Annotated in this window: 16 protein-coding genes; 7 read left to right on the plus strand and 9 right to left on the minus strand. The window is 63.6% G+C overall.

Annotation, left to right across the window (positions count from 1 at the left end; genetic code table 11):
• The first annotated feature begins 1 nt into the window (after window position 1).
• The 3 genes from CRJ03_RS04385 (at window position 2) to CRJ03_RS04395 (ending at window position 2,767) form a co-directional block, all read left to right on the plus strand.
• Complete coding sequence (locus tag CRJ03_RS04385; RefSeq protein WP_104017695.1) at window positions 2-901, plus strand: abortive infection family protein; 900 nt, start codon at window positions 2-4, stop codon at window positions 899-901.
• Window positions 902-1,036: 135 nt separating this feature from the next.
• Window positions 1,037-1,342 (plus strand): aspartate aminotransferase, encoded by a 306-nt coding sequence (locus CRJ03_RS04390; protein WP_104017696.1) that lies wholly within the window; start codon window positions 1,037-1,039, stop codon window positions 1,340-1,342.
• A gap of 201 nt (window positions 1,343-1,543) precedes the next feature.
• Entirely contained in the window at window positions 1,544-2,767 is a 1,224-nt protein-coding gene (locus tag CRJ03_RS04395) for an MFS transporter (protein WP_104017697.1), read from the plus strand.
• A gap of 4 nt (window positions 2,768-2,771) precedes the next feature.
• Here the strand turns inward: CRJ03_RS04395 and CRJ03_RS04400 are convergent, their stop codons facing one another.
• Entirely contained in the window at window positions 2,772-4,040 is a 1,269-nt protein-coding gene (locus tag CRJ03_RS04400) for an MFS transporter (protein ID WP_104017698.1), read from the minus strand.
• Window positions 4,041-4,251: 211 nt separating this feature from the next.
• Here CRJ03_RS04400 and metG point away from each other — a divergent pair, with 211 nt between their 5' ends.
• Window positions 4,252-5,982, plus strand: coding sequence for a methionine--tRNA ligase (gene metG, locus CRJ03_RS04405; protein ID WP_104017699.1), 1,731 nt, complete (start codon window positions 4,252-4,254; stop codon window positions 5,980-5,982).
• 237 nt (window positions 5,983-6,219) lie between these two features.
• Here metG and CRJ03_RS04410 read toward each other — a convergent pair whose 3' ends face one another.
• Window positions 6,220-6,498 carry an acylphosphatase gene (locus tag CRJ03_RS04410; RefSeq protein WP_104017719.1) on the minus strand — a complete coding sequence of 93 codons (279 nt, stop codon included), beginning with the start codon at window positions 6,496-6,498 and terminating at the stop codon, window positions 6,220-6,222.
• Window positions 6,499-6,578: 80 nt separating this feature from the next.
• On the opposite strand from CRJ03_RS04410, the gene lepA reads away from it, so the two are divergent.
• Window positions 6,579-8,378, plus strand: coding sequence for a translation elongation factor 4 (gene lepA, locus CRJ03_RS04415; RefSeq protein ID WP_104017700.1), 1,800 nt, complete (start codon window positions 6,579-6,581; stop codon window positions 8,376-8,378).
• Window positions 8,379-8,496: 118 nt separating this feature from the next.
• Here lepA and CRJ03_RS04420 read toward each other — a convergent pair whose 3' ends face one another.
• The 5 genes from CRJ03_RS04420 to dctP form a co-directional block, all read right to left on the minus strand.
• Window positions 8,497-10,014 (minus strand): malonate--CoA ligase, encoded by a 1,518-nt coding sequence (locus CRJ03_RS04420; RefSeq protein WP_104017701.1) that lies wholly within the window; start codon window positions 10,012-10,014, stop codon window positions 8,497-8,499.
• An 11-nt stretch (window positions 10,015-10,025) separates the two neighbouring features.
• On the minus strand, window positions 10,026-11,270 hold the full coding sequence (locus tag CRJ03_RS04425) for a malonyl-CoA decarboxylase (RefSeq protein ID WP_104017702.1): 1,245 nt from the start codon (window positions 11,268-11,270) through the stop codon (window positions 10,026-10,028).
• Window positions 11,270-12,583, minus strand: coding sequence for a TRAP transporter large permease (locus tag CRJ03_RS04430; RefSeq protein WP_104017703.1), 1,314 nt, complete (start codon window positions 12,581-12,583; stop codon window positions 11,270-11,272). The genes CRJ03_RS04425 and CRJ03_RS04430 overlap by 1 nt, the downstream gene beginning before the upstream one ends.
• The gene (locus tag CRJ03_RS04435; RefSeq protein ID WP_104017704.1) at window positions 12,583-13,131 is read right to left on the minus strand and encodes a TRAP transporter small permease; all 549 of its coding nucleotides are present in this window, start codon (window positions 13,129-13,131) and stop codon (window positions 12,583-12,585) included. Before CRJ03_RS04435 ends, CRJ03_RS04430 begins: the two co-directional genes overlap by 1 nt.
• A 77-nt stretch (window positions 13,132-13,208) precedes the next feature.
• Window positions 13,209-14,192: a TRAP transporter substrate-binding protein DctP gene (gene dctP, locus CRJ03_RS04440; protein ID WP_104017705.1), complete on the minus strand. Its 984-nt coding sequence runs from the start codon at window positions 14,190-14,192 to the stop codon at window positions 13,209-13,211.
• Window positions 14,193-14,333: 141 nt separating this feature from the next.
• Here dctP and CRJ03_RS04445 point away from each other — a divergent pair, with 141 nt between their 5' ends.
• Window positions 14,334-14,990, plus strand: coding sequence for a GntR family transcriptional regulator (locus CRJ03_RS04445; RefSeq protein WP_104017706.1), 657 nt, complete (start codon window positions 14,334-14,336; stop codon window positions 14,988-14,990).
• A 164-nt stretch (window positions 14,991-15,154) separates the two neighbouring features.
• A complete protein-coding gene (locus CRJ03_RS04450) occupies window positions 15,155-15,391 on the plus strand; it encodes a PA2433 domain-containing protein (protein WP_104017720.1) in 237 nt (78 codons plus the stop codon).
• Between the two features lie 167 nt (window positions 15,392-15,558).
• Here CRJ03_RS04450 and CRJ03_RS04455 read toward each other — a convergent pair whose 3' ends face one another.
• Together CRJ03_RS04455 and adh are read right to left on the minus strand one after the other, a co-directional pair.
• Window positions 15,559-15,678, minus strand: coding sequence for an entericidin A/B family lipoprotein (locus CRJ03_RS04455; protein WP_104017707.1), 120 nt, complete (start codon window positions 15,676-15,678; stop codon window positions 15,559-15,561).
• Between the two features lie 125 nt (window positions 15,679-15,803).
• On the minus strand, window positions 15,804-16,931 hold a 1,128-nt coding region (gene adh, locus CRJ03_RS04460; protein ID WP_104017721.1), incomplete at its 5' end, for an aldehyde dehydrogenase.

Raw genomic sequence — 16,931 nt, forward strand, 5'->3', positions numbered from 1 at the left:
GATGGTGAAGCTAAAACACTACCAGCGCGACCAGATAAGGGAATGGTTTTGTCCAGCACCTGGCTACGTGCTGGATTTTAGCAACAAAAGTTTCTCAGAGTTCTTTGAGGATCACTTTGATATCAACATTTACGCTGACGCATTCAGTGATAAGGGCACATCGAAATTTAATAGATTACTCTCTTTTATTGACCTTTCACCACCTCACCTCATCGTAGAATTGCTCAAGCTGCTTTGGTCTAGGAAAAACAAAAAACGTGATTGTGAAATTGAAGATGCGACTTACAAAGCGTCTTCAGATGCTTGGCCTGCATCTCCGGAATACGTTAATGCAATCATGTCTTCGGCAGCCATGGAAGATGCGCCATTTAATAAACTTCTTGACGAGATTTCTTCACAACCAGCTCACACCATTCTCCCACATCTTAGCCGAGTAAGTGCTGCTTGGACGCTGGATACTTTGGAACGTGAATTTCAGCGAGCATTTGAAAACCTAGATAGCGACCCAGAGGCAGCCGTTACCGCGTCGTGCTCGATGGTAGAAAGCGTTTGCAGGTCTATTTTGGCCGCAAGACAGATCCCAGCTCCCAAATCATTAGACATAAAATCTCTTTATAAGGCGGTCAGGGAGCCGCTTGGCCTATCTCCGAGCAAGGATGTTGCCGACAGCGAGGTTGAGAATGATGTTAGAACGATACTGAGTGGATTATCAAATGCGATTCAAGGAATAGGTGCCTTGAGAACCCATTCCGGTACGGCGCACGGCAGAGAGCGAGGCTTTCGCCGTCTTGATCCTCGAATAGCGCGATTAGCTGTATCAGCTTCTTCCGCACTTACCCTTTTCCTGGTTGAAACTTGGGAAAAGAGATTTCCGGAAGACAAGCTTATTCCACAAGAATGAGCAATGGCTTCGAACGAGAAGACCCCATAGGGTGGGTTTCAAACCCACCAATGCAGGACAAGGAATGGGATGGCGGCTTATCACCCCCTTCATCCCTTAACTTCCCCTTAACCAAGCGTCCCGCATGCTCACGTCATGCAAAACCGCAACTCCCCCCTCTCGCCCGAGGTCTGGCTGCATGACCTCTTCACGTCCAAGGCCGTCCAACAGGGCACCGTGATCCGGCGCAAGGCGCGCGACATTGAGCGCTTCGCCGGCATGGACCTCTTCCTGCGCGAGATCGACCGGCGCGGCTATCGGGTGATCGAGAACTCCGGCCAGATCATCATCTTCTGCAACCGCGCCCCGATCCGCTGGCTCACCCCCGGCGCCCCCCCGATTTCTTCAAAAGAAATCGGACCGAAATCTTTTCAAGATTTCGGACGAAGCACGACTGTCTGACAGATCACGCCCCGTTAACCTGCCCCTCACACCCCAAACCCCACCGACGCAATACCGACAGGATACCGACGCGATGCCGACAGCCAAAATCGCCTGATTTCCGCCCGTTAACCCCGGTTCGCCGCCCTTCGCCAGAATCCGACACAGTCATGTCGAAAACGCGCTGGCCTTCCGGGCGGCACCTGCGATGCTGGCGGCACCATGCGCCTGATCATCTCCTTCGCCGCCCTGTTCCTCTCGGTCGTCCTGCTGCAGCTTTCCACCGGCGGGGTCGGGCCGCTGGATGCCCTCTCGGGGTTGGCGCTCGACTACACCACCGCGCAGATCGGTCTCTTGGGTTCGGCGCATTTTTTCGGTTTCTTTCTGGGGTGTTGGTGGGCGCCGCGCCTGATGGGAACGGTCGGGCACAGCCGCGCCTTCGCCGCCTTCACCGCCGCCGGGGCCATCGGCCTGCTGGGCCACATGATGGTCACCGACCCCTACGCCTGGGCCGTCATGCGGGTGGCCTCCGGCCTCTGCGTGGCGGGGTGCTACACGGTGATCGAGGCGTGGCTTCAGGCCAAGGTCACCAACGCCACCCGCGGCCGCACCATGGGCGTCTACCGGGTGGTCGACATGGGCGCCTCGCTGGCCGCCCAGCTGCTCATCTCGGTGCTGCCCCCTGCCACGTATTTTTCCTATAATCTCTTGGCCTTACTGTGTTGCGCGGCGCTCCTGCCGCTGACCCTGTCGCGCCTGCGCCAGCCCGAGACACCCGCCGCCCCGCGCCTGCGCCCGATGCTGCTGGTGGCCCGCTCGCCGCTGGCCACGGCGGGGGTTCTGGTCGCCGCCCTGTCGTCGGCCTCCTTCCGCATGGTCGGCCCCCTCTACGGCCAGCAGGTCGGCCTCGCCGTGGACCAGATCGCCGGATTCCTCGCGGTCTTCGTGCTGGGCGGCGCGGTCGCGCAATACCCGGTGGGATGGCTCGCCGACCGCTACGACCGCCGCTGGGTGCTGATCGGGCTGTCACTGGCAGCCATCGTGTCGAGCGTCACGACCGCCATGACCCACGATCTGGGCACCGCGGGCGTGCTGGCGACGGCCTTCTTCTTCGGCCTCACGACCTTCCCGATCTACTCGGTCTGCGCGGCCCATGCCCATGATTTCGCAGACAGTTCCGAGCGGGTAGAGCTGTCGGCGGCGCTGATGTTCTTCTTTGCCGTGGGGGCAATGGCGGCGCCGCTCATGGCCTCTGCGCTGATCGAGCGGTTCGGCCCGGGGGCGATGTTCGCCATGATAGCCGTCGGGCATGCCGGGCTGGTGCTTTTCGGTCTCATGCGGATGCTCGCGCGGCCCCCGGCCAAGGCGCGCACACCCTATGTCTGGGCACCGCGCACCTCGTTTCTCATCGGGCGTCTGACCGGGCGCAGCCGCGACCGAAAGTGACCGGCTAACCCTCGCGCGCGTCCTCCGCCGCGCTTTCCTCGGCGGTTTCCACGTACCATTCCTGCGCCGCCGCCAGCGCCACCGGCGAGCCCGTGGGCGACACGCCCACATAGGCCCCCGTCTCATCCACCGGCACCCCGGGGCGGCAGGTCATCCGCCACGTGGCATGGGCGGCGATAAGCGCGAACAGCGCCGCCAGGAACAGCCAGAACCCGTGCGGCCCGACGATATCCATCAGCTGCCCCGTCACCATCGGCCCGGCGATCGCCCCCATCCCGTAGACGAAAACCAGCCCGCCCGAGGCAGCGGCCATATCCTCGACCTCGAGGAAGTCGTTGGTATAAGCGATGAACAATGAATAAAGCGGCGAGGCCATGCCCCCCATGACGAAGCCCAGCACCAGCAGCGTCTCGAAATCGACACCGAGGAACGCCCCCACCCCGGTACTCACTGCACCCACCGCCGCCACCCCGAGGATCAGCCAGCGCCGGTCCATCCGGTCCGACAGCCAGCCGATGGGCATCTGAAACGCCACCGCCCCGGCAAAGATCGCGGCGACAAATCCGCTGATCTGCGCCACGCTCAGCCCCGCCTGTGCGCCATAGACCGAGGCCATGCCGAACTGTGCCGCGAAAATGCCACCGAGGATCAGCATCCCCACGCTCGCCAGCGGCGAGCTGTCATAGAGCTGGCGCAGCGTCATCGGCTTGTCGGTCTCGAAGGCGGGCGTCGGCGAGGCCGACAACAGGATCGGCGCAAAGCTCAGCGACACGAGGATCGAGGGCACCACGAACAGCAGGTAGCCCCCGGCGTCACCGAGGTTCATCAACCCCTGCGCCGCGATGATACCCGAGGTCTGGGCGATCATGTAGGCCGAGATGATCTTGCCGCGCGTGGTATTTGTGGCGGCGTTGTTGAGCCAGCTTTCGGCGGTTACGTAGACCCCGGCGAGACAGAAGCCCAGCAGCACCCGGATCACCGTCCAACTATAGGGATCGGTCAGCACGGGGAATGCGATGAGCCCCGCCGAGAGGAACGAGCCCAGCGCGGCAAAGACCCGCACATGCCCCACCCGGCGGATCATCTCGGGCGTCACACGGCTGCCGGCGAGAAAGCCCACGAAATAGGCCGAGGTGATGATCGACAGCTCCAGCGTGCCAAAGCCCTCGATGCCGCCGCGCACACCCATGAGCGTGGCCTGCATCCCGTTGCCGATCATGACCAGCATCATGCCCAGCAGCAGCGCCCAGACCGAGCCGATAACCTTGAACATCGCGGCGATTCCCTCTCGGCTGATGGCCCTTTCTCGCCCGCGCCGCTACACCCGCGCACGGACCGCGTCAAACCGGATTCGACCCTGTGCGCACCGCGCCCGCGCACATGCGCAAATATGCGGCAGGCGGGGGTGCGGCCTCTGGCCCTTTGGGCACGGGGCGGTTAAACGCGGGAAAAGCAGTTCCAGGCGACAAAGGCAGTCCGGCACGATGGCACGTCACCTCATCACCTCGGCGATCCCCTATATCAACGGGATCAAGCATCTCGGCAACCTCGTGGGCAGCCAATTGCCCGCCGACCTCTACGCGCGCTATCTGCGCGGACGCGGCCACGAGGTGCTCTATCTCTGCGCCACCGACGAGCACGGCACCCCCGCCGAGCTTGCCGCCGCCAAGGCGGGCAAGCCGGTGGACGAGTATTGCGCCGAGATGTGGACCGTGCAGAAACGGCTCTCCGACGGGTTTCGCCTCGGGTTCGATCATTTCGGACGCTCTTCCAGCCCGCAGAATTGCCGCCTGACCCAACATCTCGCGGTCCGCCTGCACGAGGCCGGGCTGATCGAGGAGGTGCGTGAGAAACAGGTCTATTCTCCAACCGATGGCCGCTTCCTGCCGGATCGCTACATCGAGGGCACCTGCCCCAATTGCGGCTATGACAAGGCCCGCGGCGATCAATGCGAAAACTGCACGAAACAGCTCGATCCGACCGACCTGATCGACCCGCGCTCGGCCATCTCCGGCGCGACCGATCTCGAGGTGCGCGAGACGCGCCACCTCTACCTGCGCCAGTCGGTGATGCGCCGCGCGCTCAGCGACTGGATCGACACCAAGGTCGACTGGCCGGTACTGACCACCTCGATCGCGCGCAAATGGCTCAACGATGGCGATGGCTTGCAGGATCGCGGCATCACCCGCGATCTCGACTGGGGCATCCCGGTGCAGTTCGAGGGCGCGCCGTGGTCGGGCATGGAGGGCAAGGTCTTCTACGTGTGGTTCGACGCGCCCATCGAGTATATCGCCTGCGCCGCAGAATGGGCCGAGGCACAGGGGTTGGAGGCCAAAGCGTGGGAGCGCTGGTGGCGCACCGACAAGGGGGCCGCCGATGTGCGCTACACCCAGTTCATGGGCAAGGACAACGTGCCATTTCACACGCTTTCCTTTCCGGCGACACTGATGGGCGCAAACCATGACGGGTCCGAGCCGTGGAAGCTCGTCGATTACGTCAAGTCGTTCAATTACCTCAACTATGACGGCGGTCAGTTCTCCACCAGCCAGGGGCGCGGCGTGTTCATGGACGACGCACTCGACATCCTGCCCGCCGATTACTGGCGCTGGTGGCTGCTGAGCCACGCGCCCGAGAATTCCGACAGCGAATTCACCTGGGAGAATTTCCAGGCCTCGGTGAACAAGGACCTCGCCGACGTGCTGGGTAATTTCGTGAGCCGCGTGACCAAGTTCTGCCGCTCGAAATTCGGCGAGCAGGTGCCCGAGGGCGGCGAGTATGGCGCACAGGAAGAGGCGCTCATCGACCGGCTCTCGGCACGGATCGGGGACTACGAGGCGCATATGGAGGCGATCGAGATCCGCAAGGCGGCCAGCGCGCTGCGCGCGATTTGGGTCGAGGGCAACGAGTACCTGCAAGACGCCGCGCCGTGGGCCACCTTCAAGGAAGACCCCGGGCGCGCGGCGGTGCAGATCCGGCTGGCACTCAACCTCGTGCGGCTCTATGCCGTGCTGTCCGCGCCCTTCATCCCCGACGCGGCGCAGGCAATGCTGGCCGCGATGAAAACCGACGATACAAGCTGGCCCGACGACGTCCCCGCCGCGCTCGACACGCTCGCACCCGGCCACGGATTCGAGGTGCCCGAGGTGCTCTTTGCCAAGATATCCGACGAGGCGCGCGAGGACTGGCAGGCGCGGTTCTCCGGCACGCGGGGCTGAGGGGCGGAGGCGGGCGTTTCTGGCCTTGAGCTACCATTCAGCGCACCGGTTGAGGAGCCGCGCGAGCGCCCGACCGCCGGGTGGGCGCAGTTCGGCTCGTGCTGTGCTGCAAAAGCGCCCGACCCCCGGGTGGGCGGGCGCTCGCGCGGCGGCGCGTAAACGCGCCTTTATTCCGCGCGGGGGCAGGATGCGAATGGCAGGAACAGGCCATAACGCCCCCGCGCGCGCCCTTTCCCACTACCGCCTTATGTCAAAATGCGTGCCCCCCTCCGGCACCGCCTCCTGCACCGTTACCTCGCGCACCACCGCCGCCGGCGGTCCCTTGTGCAGCGCGGCGAGCATCGCGTCCACGTCGCGCGCCGGGCCCTCCAGATGCGCGCGCACGGCCCCGTCGTCCTCGTTACGCACCCAGCCCGACAGGCCGCGCCCCTGCGCCTCCACCTGCGCCCAGGCGCGAAAGCTCACCCCCTGCACCCGGCCCCCGACACGCACCCCGACCGCCTTGATCCCAGACATGTTGGCCTCCCTTTCCAGCACCGCCATCCTAGCACGATCCGCCTTGACCGGGCACCACTTCCCCGCCATATGCCACAGCCATGACACCGCTCTCGCAAATCCGCAATTTCTCCATCGTGGCGCATATCGACCACGGCAAATCCACCCTTGCCGACCGGCTGATCCAGATGACGGATACCGTCGCCGAGCGGGACATGAAGGAGCAGTTGCTCGACTCGATGGATATCGAGCGCGAGCGCGGCATCACCATCAAGGCCAACACCGTCCGCATCGACTACACCGCCGATGACGGCCAGCAATACGTGCTCAACCTCATCGACACGCCCGGCCACGTGGATTTCTCCTACGAGGTGTCGCGAAGCATGCGCGCGGTCGAGGGCTCGCTCTTGGTGGTGGACAGCACGCAAGGGGTCGAGGCGCAAACGCTGGCCAATGTCTACCAGGCCATCGACGCCAATCACGAGCTTGTGCCGGTGCTCAACAAGATCGACCTGCCGGCCTCCGATCTCGAACGCACCGCGCAGCAGATCGAGGAAGTGATCGGCATCGACGCTTCCGGCGCGATCCCCGTCTCGGCCAAGACCGGCGAGGGCATCCGCGAGACGCTCGAGGCGATCATCGCCCACCTGCCACCGCCCACGGGCGACGCCGACGCACCGCTCAAGGCCATGCTGGTGGACAGCAAGTACGACCTCTATCTCGGCGTCGTCGTGCTCGTGCGGATCATGGACGGCGTGATGAAGAAGGGCGACCGCATCCGCATGATGCAGACCGGCGCCACCTACAATGTCGAGCGTATCGGCGTGTTCCGCCCGGCGATGACGGTGGTGGATGCATTGGGACCGGGCGAGATCGGCTTCATAACCGCCTCGATCAAGCAGGTGCGCGACACCCGCGTCGGTGACACGATCACCCATGAAAAACGCCCCTGCACCAAGGCGCTACCAGGCTTCAAACCCTCGGTGCCGGTCGTGTTCTGCGGCCTCTTCCCGGTGGATTCCGCGCAGTTCGAAGACCTGCGCGACGCCATCGAGAAACTGGCGCTGAACGACGCCTCCTTCAGCTACGAAATGGAAAGCTCCGCTGCCTTGGGCTTCGGCTTTCGCTGCGGGTTTCTCGGGCTCCTGCACCTCGAGGTGATCCGCGACCGGATCGAGCGCGAATACGATATCGAGCTGATCACCACCGCGCCGTCGGTGGTCTATCACCTCTACATGAAGGACGGCGAGCGGGTGGACCTGCACAACCCCGCCGACATGCCCGACCCTTCGCTCGTCGACCGGGTCGAGGAGCCGCGCATCAAGGCCACGATCCTCGTGCCCGACGAATATCTCGGCGACGTGCTCAAGCTCTGCCAGGACCGTCGCGGCCTGCAACTCGACCTCACCTACGCGGGCAGCCGCGCAATGGTGGTCTATGACCTGCCATTGAACGAGGTGGTGTTCGACTTCTACGACCGGCTCAAATCGGTGACCAAGGGCTATGCCTCGTTCGACTATCAGCTCGAAGGCTACCGCGAGGACAAGCTGGTAAAGATGCAGGTTCTGGTCAATGACGAGCCGGTGGACGCGCTGTCGATGATGGTCCACCGCGACCGGGCGGAGATGCGCGGCCGCGCGATGTGCGAGAAACTGAAGGACCTGATCCCCCGCCACATGTTCAAGATTCCGATCCAGGCGGCCATCGGCGGCAAGGTCATCGCCCGCGAGACGCTCTCGGCGCTGCGCAAGGACGTCACGGCAAAATGCTACGGCGGGGATGCGACACGCAAGAAGAAGCTCCTGGAGAAGCAGAAGGCCGGCAAGAAAAAAATGCGCCAATTCGGCCGCGTGGAAATCCCGCAGGAGGCGTTCATCTCGGCGCTGAAGATGGATGGGTAAACGCGAATGATCGGATTTGTCACAGCCACCTGCGCAAAGCTTCGTTCAACGCGGGCTTGATACGCGCGGCTGCGGATCGGCATGGTCGCGACAAGGTTCCCCGGCCTGCCCAACCCTGTCAGGGCCCCGCGAACAGCCCGCCATATTCGGCTCGCAGGACGTTCTTCTGCACCTTGCCCATCGTGTTGCGCGGCAGCGCGTCGAGTATGATAAGCTTGCGCGGGTGCTTGAAGCGCGCCAGCGACCGTGCCGCCGCCGCGCCTATCGCGTCGAGATCGGGCGTCATGCCCGTTTGCGGCACGAGAAACCCGACCACCGTTTCGCCGAAATCGGGATGCGGCACGCCCACCACCGCACTTTCCAGAACGCCGGGTTGATCGTCGAGCAGCAACTCGATCTCCTTGGGATAGATGTTGTAACCGCCCGAGATGATCAGGTCCTTGTTCCGCCCCAGGATCTGGACATACCCGCGATCGTCGATCAGCCCCAGATCGCCGGTGATAAAGAACCCGTTCTCGCGCAGTTCCTCCGCCGTTTTCTCGGGCATGTTCCAATAGCCCTTGAACACGTTGGGTCCGCGCACCTCGATGAGACCGATTTCGCCCTGCGGCAAGGTCTCGCCACTCTCGGGATCGGTGATCCTGAGCTCCACCCCCGGCAGCGGGAACCCCACCGTGCCCGCGCGCCTCTCACCGTCATAGGGGTTGGAGGTGTTCATGTTGGTCTCGGTCATGCCGTAGCGTTCGAGGATGCGGTGCCCGGTGCGCGCCTCGAACGCCACATGCGTTTCCGCCAGCAGCGGGGCCGAACCGGAGGTGAACAGCCGCATATGTGCCACCAGGTCGCGGGTAAAACGCGGATCGTCCAGCAGCCGGGTGTAGAAGGTCGGCACCCCCATCATCGTGGTGGCGCGCGGCAGGTGCGCGATCACCTGGTCGAGATCGAATTTCGGCAGAAAGATCATCGCGCCACCGGCCAGAAGCACGATGTTGGTGGCGACGAACAGGCCGTGGGTGTGAAAGATCGGCAGAGCGTGCAGCAGCACATCATCGGCGCTGAACTGCCAGTACGCGACCAGAACCTCTGCATTGGACAAAAGATTGGTCTGCGTCAGCATCGCCCCCTTCGACCGCCCCGTCGTGCCAGAGGTGTAAAGAAACGCCGCAAGATCATCGCCATCGCGCGGGATGGTGTCGAAGGTCTCTGGCATATCCCGGGCGGCATCGGACAACGTGCCGCTGCCACCCGCATCGAGCGTCATGAGCACCGCACCCGCCGCCTCGGCCATGGGGCGCAGCGCATCGGCCCTGGCCCCGTCGCACAACAGCAGTTTCGCGCTGCTGTCGGTCACGAAATACTCAAGTTCGTCCCCGGTATAGCCGGTATTGAGCGGCAGGAACACGATGCCTGCCTGCACGCAGGCGGCATAGACGGCGAGCGCCTCGGGCGATTTCTCGATCTGAGCCGCGAGCCGGTCGCCGGGTTCGAGCCCCGCCGCGCGAAAGGCATGGGCATAGCGGGCGGCCAGCCGCAAGAAGGCGTCATAGCTGAGCGTGCCGCCATCCGCGAGATGCAGGAACGGGGCCGTGCGGCCCGCATGGCAACCGAAGAGCGTCTCGTAGAGGGGATTAGCCATGGTCTTGTCCTTCACTCCGTCGTCTTGGCGGAGGCTGCGGCGAGCGCCGTGACATCGGGCGAGGCCGCGATCTCGCCCGACGCTGCAAATCGTTCGTGATTCTGCGAAATCTGGCGCAGGTCGTAGAGGTAATTCACCATCACGCCGCCCGATTGCCGCTGCCCGTTGGGCGAGCGGTCCGCGCCCGCGTGGATCGCGTGGACAGAGGCCCCGTTGCCCAGATGAAACCGCGCCACCGGATCGTAGGGCCCGCCCTTGTCACGCTTGGCGTTCAGCAGGTAATGCGCGGCGATCTGGCGGCGGGCATCGTTCGTCTCTGGCATCGCGGTGCCGGTCTCGTCCATCCAGCGGGCGAGGCCCGGAATCGGCGAGAGGGTGACGAAGGTCTTCAGATTGGGCAGTTCCTGCGACAGATCGGCCACCACCTGCTTGATCAGCGAATTGCCAAACGAAATACCCGCGAGCCCCGACTGGCAGTTGGAGATCGAGTAGAACACGGCCGTGTCCGCCGCGTCGGGCGCGATGGCCTCGCGTTCCTCCGACAGCACGTCATGGATTGCACCGGGAATGCCGCGGCTGAGCGCAACCTCGACGAAGATCAGCGGCTCGTCGGGCATCGCGGGGTGGAAAAAGCCGAAACAGCGCCGGTCCTTGGGCGCCAGACGGCGGCGCAGGTCGTCCCAGCTGTCTATCGCATGCACCGCCTCATAGGCGATGATCTTTTCCAGCACATCCGCCGAACTGGTCCAGTTGATCGGGCGCAAGACCAGAAAGCCGCGATTGAACCACGAGGCGAAGAGGTGCTTGAGATCGAGATCGACCACCGAAAGCGCCGGATTGTCGTCCGCGAGGCGCAAGAGGTCCGCCCGCATCGCCACAAGCCGCGCCGTGGCCCCTGGCACCTGGTTGAGACGGCGGGCCAACTCCTGGCGCGGCGGCTCGGCGGCACTCATGAATGCGCGATAGGTCTTGCGGTCCGGCGCGGCCTCGAACGCATCGAGCGTGCCGCGCACCGCCTCTGGATCGACGCCCATATCCTGCGTCAGAAACTCGAAGAACGCCAGCTTCCCCTCATCCTCGAGGCCCGCGTAACGGTCCAGGATCAGCCGGGCAAGCGCCATCCCCGACACCTCGCCGGAACTGCCCAACAGATCACGACACAGCGCCTCGATGCTTCGATTTTGCCGGTCAGGCTCGGACGCACCGCGATAGCGGCGCTCGAACACCGTCGACAAGAGCTCAGCAAGAACGCTCATCAGCCCATCCCCATCACTGCATTCGGCAACCATGTGGCCAGTCCCGGAAACAGGCACAAGAGGATGATCGCAAGGATCATGCAACCGACATAAGGCAGCGAGCCGTAGAGGATCGTCTTGAGCTTGATATCGGGGGCGATGCCGTTGATCACGTAGAGGTTGAGACCGACGGGCGGCGAAATGAGGCCGATTTCCATGTTGATGGTCAGCACCACCGCGAACCAGATCGGATCAAACCCGGCGATGGTGATGATCGGCAGCAGAATGGGTGCCGCCATCAGGATCACCGCCACAGGCGGCAGGAAGAAGCCCGCGATCAGCAGAAAGACGTTGATCGCGCCCATCAGCACCCAGCGATTGACGTCAAGCGTGCCGATCCATTCGGCGATGGACTGGGTGATGAAGAGCGACGAGAGCATGTAGGAAAACACCCCCGCCGCCGCGATGATGAACAGGATCATCACGCTTTCGCGGGTGCTGTCGCGCAGCACCACCCAGAGCGCGCGGGGATCCCACAGCTTGTAGATCACCATCGCGATCACCAGGCACAGAAGCGCACCGACAGCGGCGGTCTCGGACGGCGTAGCGATGCCGCCATACATTGCGTAGAGCACGCCAAGGATGATCGCGAGAAAGGGCAGGACGCGGGGCAGGATCTCGAACTTCTGCGCCCAGGTATAGGGGGTCACGCGCAACAGGTTCACATCGCCCGAGCGCCATGTCTGGTAGAGCGACCAGGCCATGAAGAGCACCACAAGCAGAAAGCCGGGAATGACCCCCGCCAGAAAGAGCCGGCCAATCGAGGTCTCCGTGGCGATGCCGTAGACGATCATGGTGACCGAGGGCGGGATGAGAATACCGAGCGTGCCGCCCGCCGCGATGGAGCCTGCGGCGACGGAATCGGGGTAGCCGCGCTTGCGCATCTCGGGGATGCCCATCTTGCCGATGGCGGCACAGGTGGCGGGCGAGGAGCCGGACATCGCCGAGAAGAGCGCGCAGGCCCCGAGGTTGGAGATCACGAGGCCCCCGGGCACACGGGTCAGCCAGCGCTCCAGCGCCTCGTAAAGGTCGGCGCCCGCCCGCGTCGAGGCGATGGAGGCGCCCATGATGATGAACATCGGGATCGACAGAAGCGCGAAATTGTCGAGCTTGCCAAAGAATATCTCGGGCATGAGCTCCAACGAGCGCATCCCGTCAAAAATGATCAGGAACCCGCCCGCGACGATCAACAGACCGACCGCGACCGAAACACCGGAAAACAGCACGACGATGGTCGCGATGGCGACGATGAGGCCAAGCAGAAGCGGATCCATCAGGCATCCTCCAGTCCGAAAGCGGTGTCGATATCGAGGATGAGGGCCACGAGATCGGCCACCAGTTGCAACAGGAACAGGCCAAAGCCCACCGGAATGGCGAGATAGGGAATCCACAGCCGCACCGCCCAGACCGTGTCGGAGGTCCATCCGCGCGCCCAGGCGAAATGCCAGAAGTCATAGCCGTACCAGAGCATGCTTCCCACAACGAGGATGGAGAGCGACAGCGTCAGAACCCCCAGCCCCTTGCGCATGCGGCGCGGCAGGGCGAGCGGGATCAGGTCCACGTTCACATGCCCGCGCAATCGCTGGACGTAGGGCAAACCCAGAAGCGTGGCCGCGATCATGAGGTAGATCACCGCCTCGGTCTGCCAGATCGTCGAGCCGTTCATCACGAAACGAATCCAGATCATCTGGCAAGTGATCAGCACCGCCGAGACGATCATGCCGGCCGAGATCCAGCCAGCGAGAGTCGAGATCGCGGCAACGGCACGCAGGAATGGATTGTTACCGGTGCGCGCGACGGCGCCCGAGGTCTGGCCAGACATTTGGCACTCCTGATGGTCGTCGGGTTTTCAGTCCAGGGATGCCGCGCCCGATCGTGGGGCGCGGCATGGGTATCACGTCACTCGACGGCGAGCGCCATGTCGAGCAGGTCCTGCCCGTCGGGCACCTGTTCGACAAACGCCTTGTAAGAGGTTTCCTGCGCGATCGCGCGCCAGGCGTCGAATTCTTCCTGGGTCATGTGGGCGATTTCGACACCGGCCTTCTCGAATACCTCGACCGAGTTGGCGTCCTGCTTCTTGGCCTCTTCGAGGTAATAGGCTTCGGCCTTTTCAGCCCCGGCCATGAGCGCGGCCTGCTGGTCTTCAGTCAGACCGTCGAAGGCGGTCTTGTTCATCAGGAGCGGCTGATACATGAACCAAAGTGCCACGTCGCCTGCGGGGGTATAGCAGCTCACCTGCTCGTAGATCCGGTAAGAGACGAAGGACGAGGACGAGGTGTTGGCCGCATCCAGAACGCCGGTCTGCATGGCGTTGTAGATTTCCGAGCTTGCCATCGACGCGATGGATGCACCCGCACCCGCCAGCATCTGCTCGAACGCCTTGCCCGCCGCCCGGGTCTGAAGGCCCTGGATGTCATCTGGCTTGGTGATGCACTTGTCCTTGCCGGCGAACCCGCCCGCAAGATAGCCATGCACCAGAACCATCACGTCATCCTCGGCCATTTTCGCCTCGATCGCCTCCATGAAGGGGCTGTCGGACAGGCGCGCGGCGTGATCGTGGTTCTTCACGAGGCCCGGCATCAGGGTGAGGTTGTAGGCGGGTTGCTGACCGCCCGCATAGCTAAGCGGCAGAACCGTCATGTCGAGCTGGCCACGGCTGAGCGGGGTGTATTGCTCGCGCGGCTTGAACAGCGATTTGGAACCGAAAATCCTGATCTCCAGATCGACATCGGCGGCGGCAACCTCGTCGGCAACCATTTGCGCCACCTTGTGACGCACGTCGCTGTTGGACCACTGGTGCGACAGGCGCAGTTCGGTGGCGTCTGCCATTCCCCCCAGAAGCAGCACGCTTGCGGCCGTGGCCGCGGTGAATGTGTGTTTCATGTTTTCCTCCCATTACTGCCTTGGGGCCGTGTGACCCGCGAGCATGCGTGCAGTCTTTGGTGGTTTGAATTCAAAGTCAAGATTTTTGTATACAAGAAATTCCATCTTGCGCACAAAGTCTTTGCCGCCTAGACTTTTTTCATGTCACAACGCCGGGCCGATATCATTGCGGATGCGCTGGAGGAGCTTGTCTTCACCGGCGGCTTCAATGATGGCGACCGGCTGGACGAGATCCGGCTGGCGCGGCAATTCGACGTGTCGCGCACGCCCATCCGCGAGGCGTTGCAGCGGCTTGTGGCCTCGGGCTTGGCCGAGCAGATACCGCGCCGGGGGGTGTTCATCCGTCAGCCCGGCCCGGTCGAGCTGATGGAGATGTTCGAGACCATGGCCGAGATCGAGGGGGTCTGCGGTCGGCTGGCGGCGCAGCGTATTTCCGAGACCGCCTTGCAGGATCTGGACGCCGCCAACGCCCGCTGCACGGCCGCGGTGGAGGCGGGCGATACGGATGGCTATTACCGCGAGAACGAGCAGTTCCACCACGTGATCTATCATCAGGCGGGCAACGGGTTTCTGGAGCAGGAGGCGCTACGCCTGCACCGGCGGCTGAAGCCGTTTCGCCGGTTGCAGTTGCGATTGCGCGGGCGGATGCAGCAGTCCATGGCCGAGCATGAGGCAATCGTCGCCGCCCTGCGCGCGGGCGAGGCAGAGCGTGCTGCAGAGGCGCTGCGCGGCCATGTCGCCATTCAGGGCGAGAAGTTCCACCTATTGATGTCGAGCCTGCGCGACGCGGCGGAATGACCCCGGAGACCCGCTCGCAATAGCGAGATCGGTACGGATTCCGGCGCGGTTTGCAAGATCGGGCACTCTCACCCACCCGTCGCCCCGCGACGCCAGGGCCCAACCTCGACATCTGCCAAAGCGACACTATTTCTTTCTGAACGTCACAACAGGAGGACCAAATGATGAAATATCTCGCCCTTATCGCTTCCCTCACCCTCGCCGCGCCGGCCATCGCCGGGCAGTGCCCGATGGATATGTCCAAGATCGACGCGGCCATGGAAGAGGCCAGCCTCTCCGACGCCGAGATGACCAAGGTCAAGGAATTGCGTGCCCTCGGCGAGGAACAGCACGAGGCGGGCGACCATGCAGCCTCGGTCGCCACGCTTGCCGAGGCCAAGGACATGCTCGGAATCAACTGATCTGACCATTCCGGATCACGGGCGGCATCGCGACCCGTCGCCGATGCCGCCCCGCCAAGCCCGGACCATCGCCGGGTGGTTGCCAACCCACCTTCACGCGCGCGGGCGGCCTCGTTCCCGGGCCATCGCAACCCGAAGTGTGACCCGAGCGGGTGCGCCGGCCCCCGTCACTCCACCGCTTGTTCCACCGCGCGCCCGGCATTCTGCAAGTCGCGCCCGGCGCCCTGCACCGTCTCGCACGCCGCCAGCGCCATACAGGCGAGCAGCCCGATCATCGTCCGTTTCATGTCGCGTTCTCCTGTTTCATCCCCTCATCCATATAGCGCAGGCCGACTGCCCGCAAACGCCATCGCAGAGATGCCAAAAGGCCGCCGGGTTTCCCCGACGGCCCGCACTCATCACGCTTTTACCTTCAGAAAAAGCCGAGCTTGTTGGGGTTGTAGCTGACCAGCATATTCTTGGTCTGCTGGTAGTGATCGAGCATCATCTTGTGGGTTTCGCGCCCGATGCCCGACTGCTTGTAGCCGCCGAAGGCCGCATGCGCTGGGTAGGCGTGATAGTTGTTGACCCAGACACGGCCTGCCTCGATCGCGCGGCCGAAGCGATAGGCGCGGGTACCGTCGCGCGTCCAGACACCGGCCCCGAGGCCGTACATCGTGTCATTGGCAATGGCCAATGCCTCGGCCTCGTCCTTGAAGGTCGTGACCGACACGACGGGGCCGAAGATTTCCTCCTGGAAGACGCGCATCTTGTTGTGGCCTTTCAGGATCGTGGGCTGGATGTAGAATCCGCCCGCAAGATCGCCATTGAAGCGCGCCACACCGCCCCCCGTCAGCACCTCGGCGCCCTCTTGCACACCGATCGTCAGGTAGGAGAGGATTTTCTCCTGCTGCTCTTGGCTCGCCTGCGCGCCAACCATGGTTTCGGGGTCACGCGGATCGCCCTGCTTGATCGCCTTCACACGCTCGATGCAGCGGGCGATGAACTCCTCGTAGATATCCTCCTGGATCAGCGCGCGGCTGGGGCAGGTGCAGACCTCGCCCTGGTTAAAAGCGAAGAGCACGAACCCCTCCACCGCCTTGTCGAGGAAAGCATCGTCCTGCGCCATCACGTCCGAGAAGAAGATGTTGGGCGACTTGCCCCCCAGTTCCAGCGTGACGGGGATCAGGTTCTCGGTCGCGGCCTGCATGATCTTGCGCCCGGTCTCGGTCGAGCCGGTGAAAGCGATCTTGGCAATCCGTGGGCTGCGGGCGAGGGCCGCACCCACTTCGGCGCCATAGCCGTTTACGATGTTCAGCACCCCGGCGGGCAGCAGATCGGCGATGAGCTCGGCCATAACCATGATCGCCGCGGGCGTCTGCTCGGCCGGTTTCAGCACGACGCAGTTGCCGGCGGCCAGCGCCGGGGCCAGCTTCCACGCGGCCATCAGGATCGAGAAATTCCACGGGATGATCTGCCCCACGACGCCCAGCGGCTCATGGAAATGATAGGCGACCGTGTCATGGTCGATCTCGGACATGGTGCCTTCCTGCCCGCGCAG

It is taken from the genome of Roseovarius nitratireducens, assembly GCF_002925845.1.
In the GTDB taxonomy this organism is placed as follows: Bacteria; Pseudomonadota; Alphaproteobacteria; order Rhodobacterales; family Rhodobacteraceae; genus Roseovarius; species Roseovarius nitratireducens.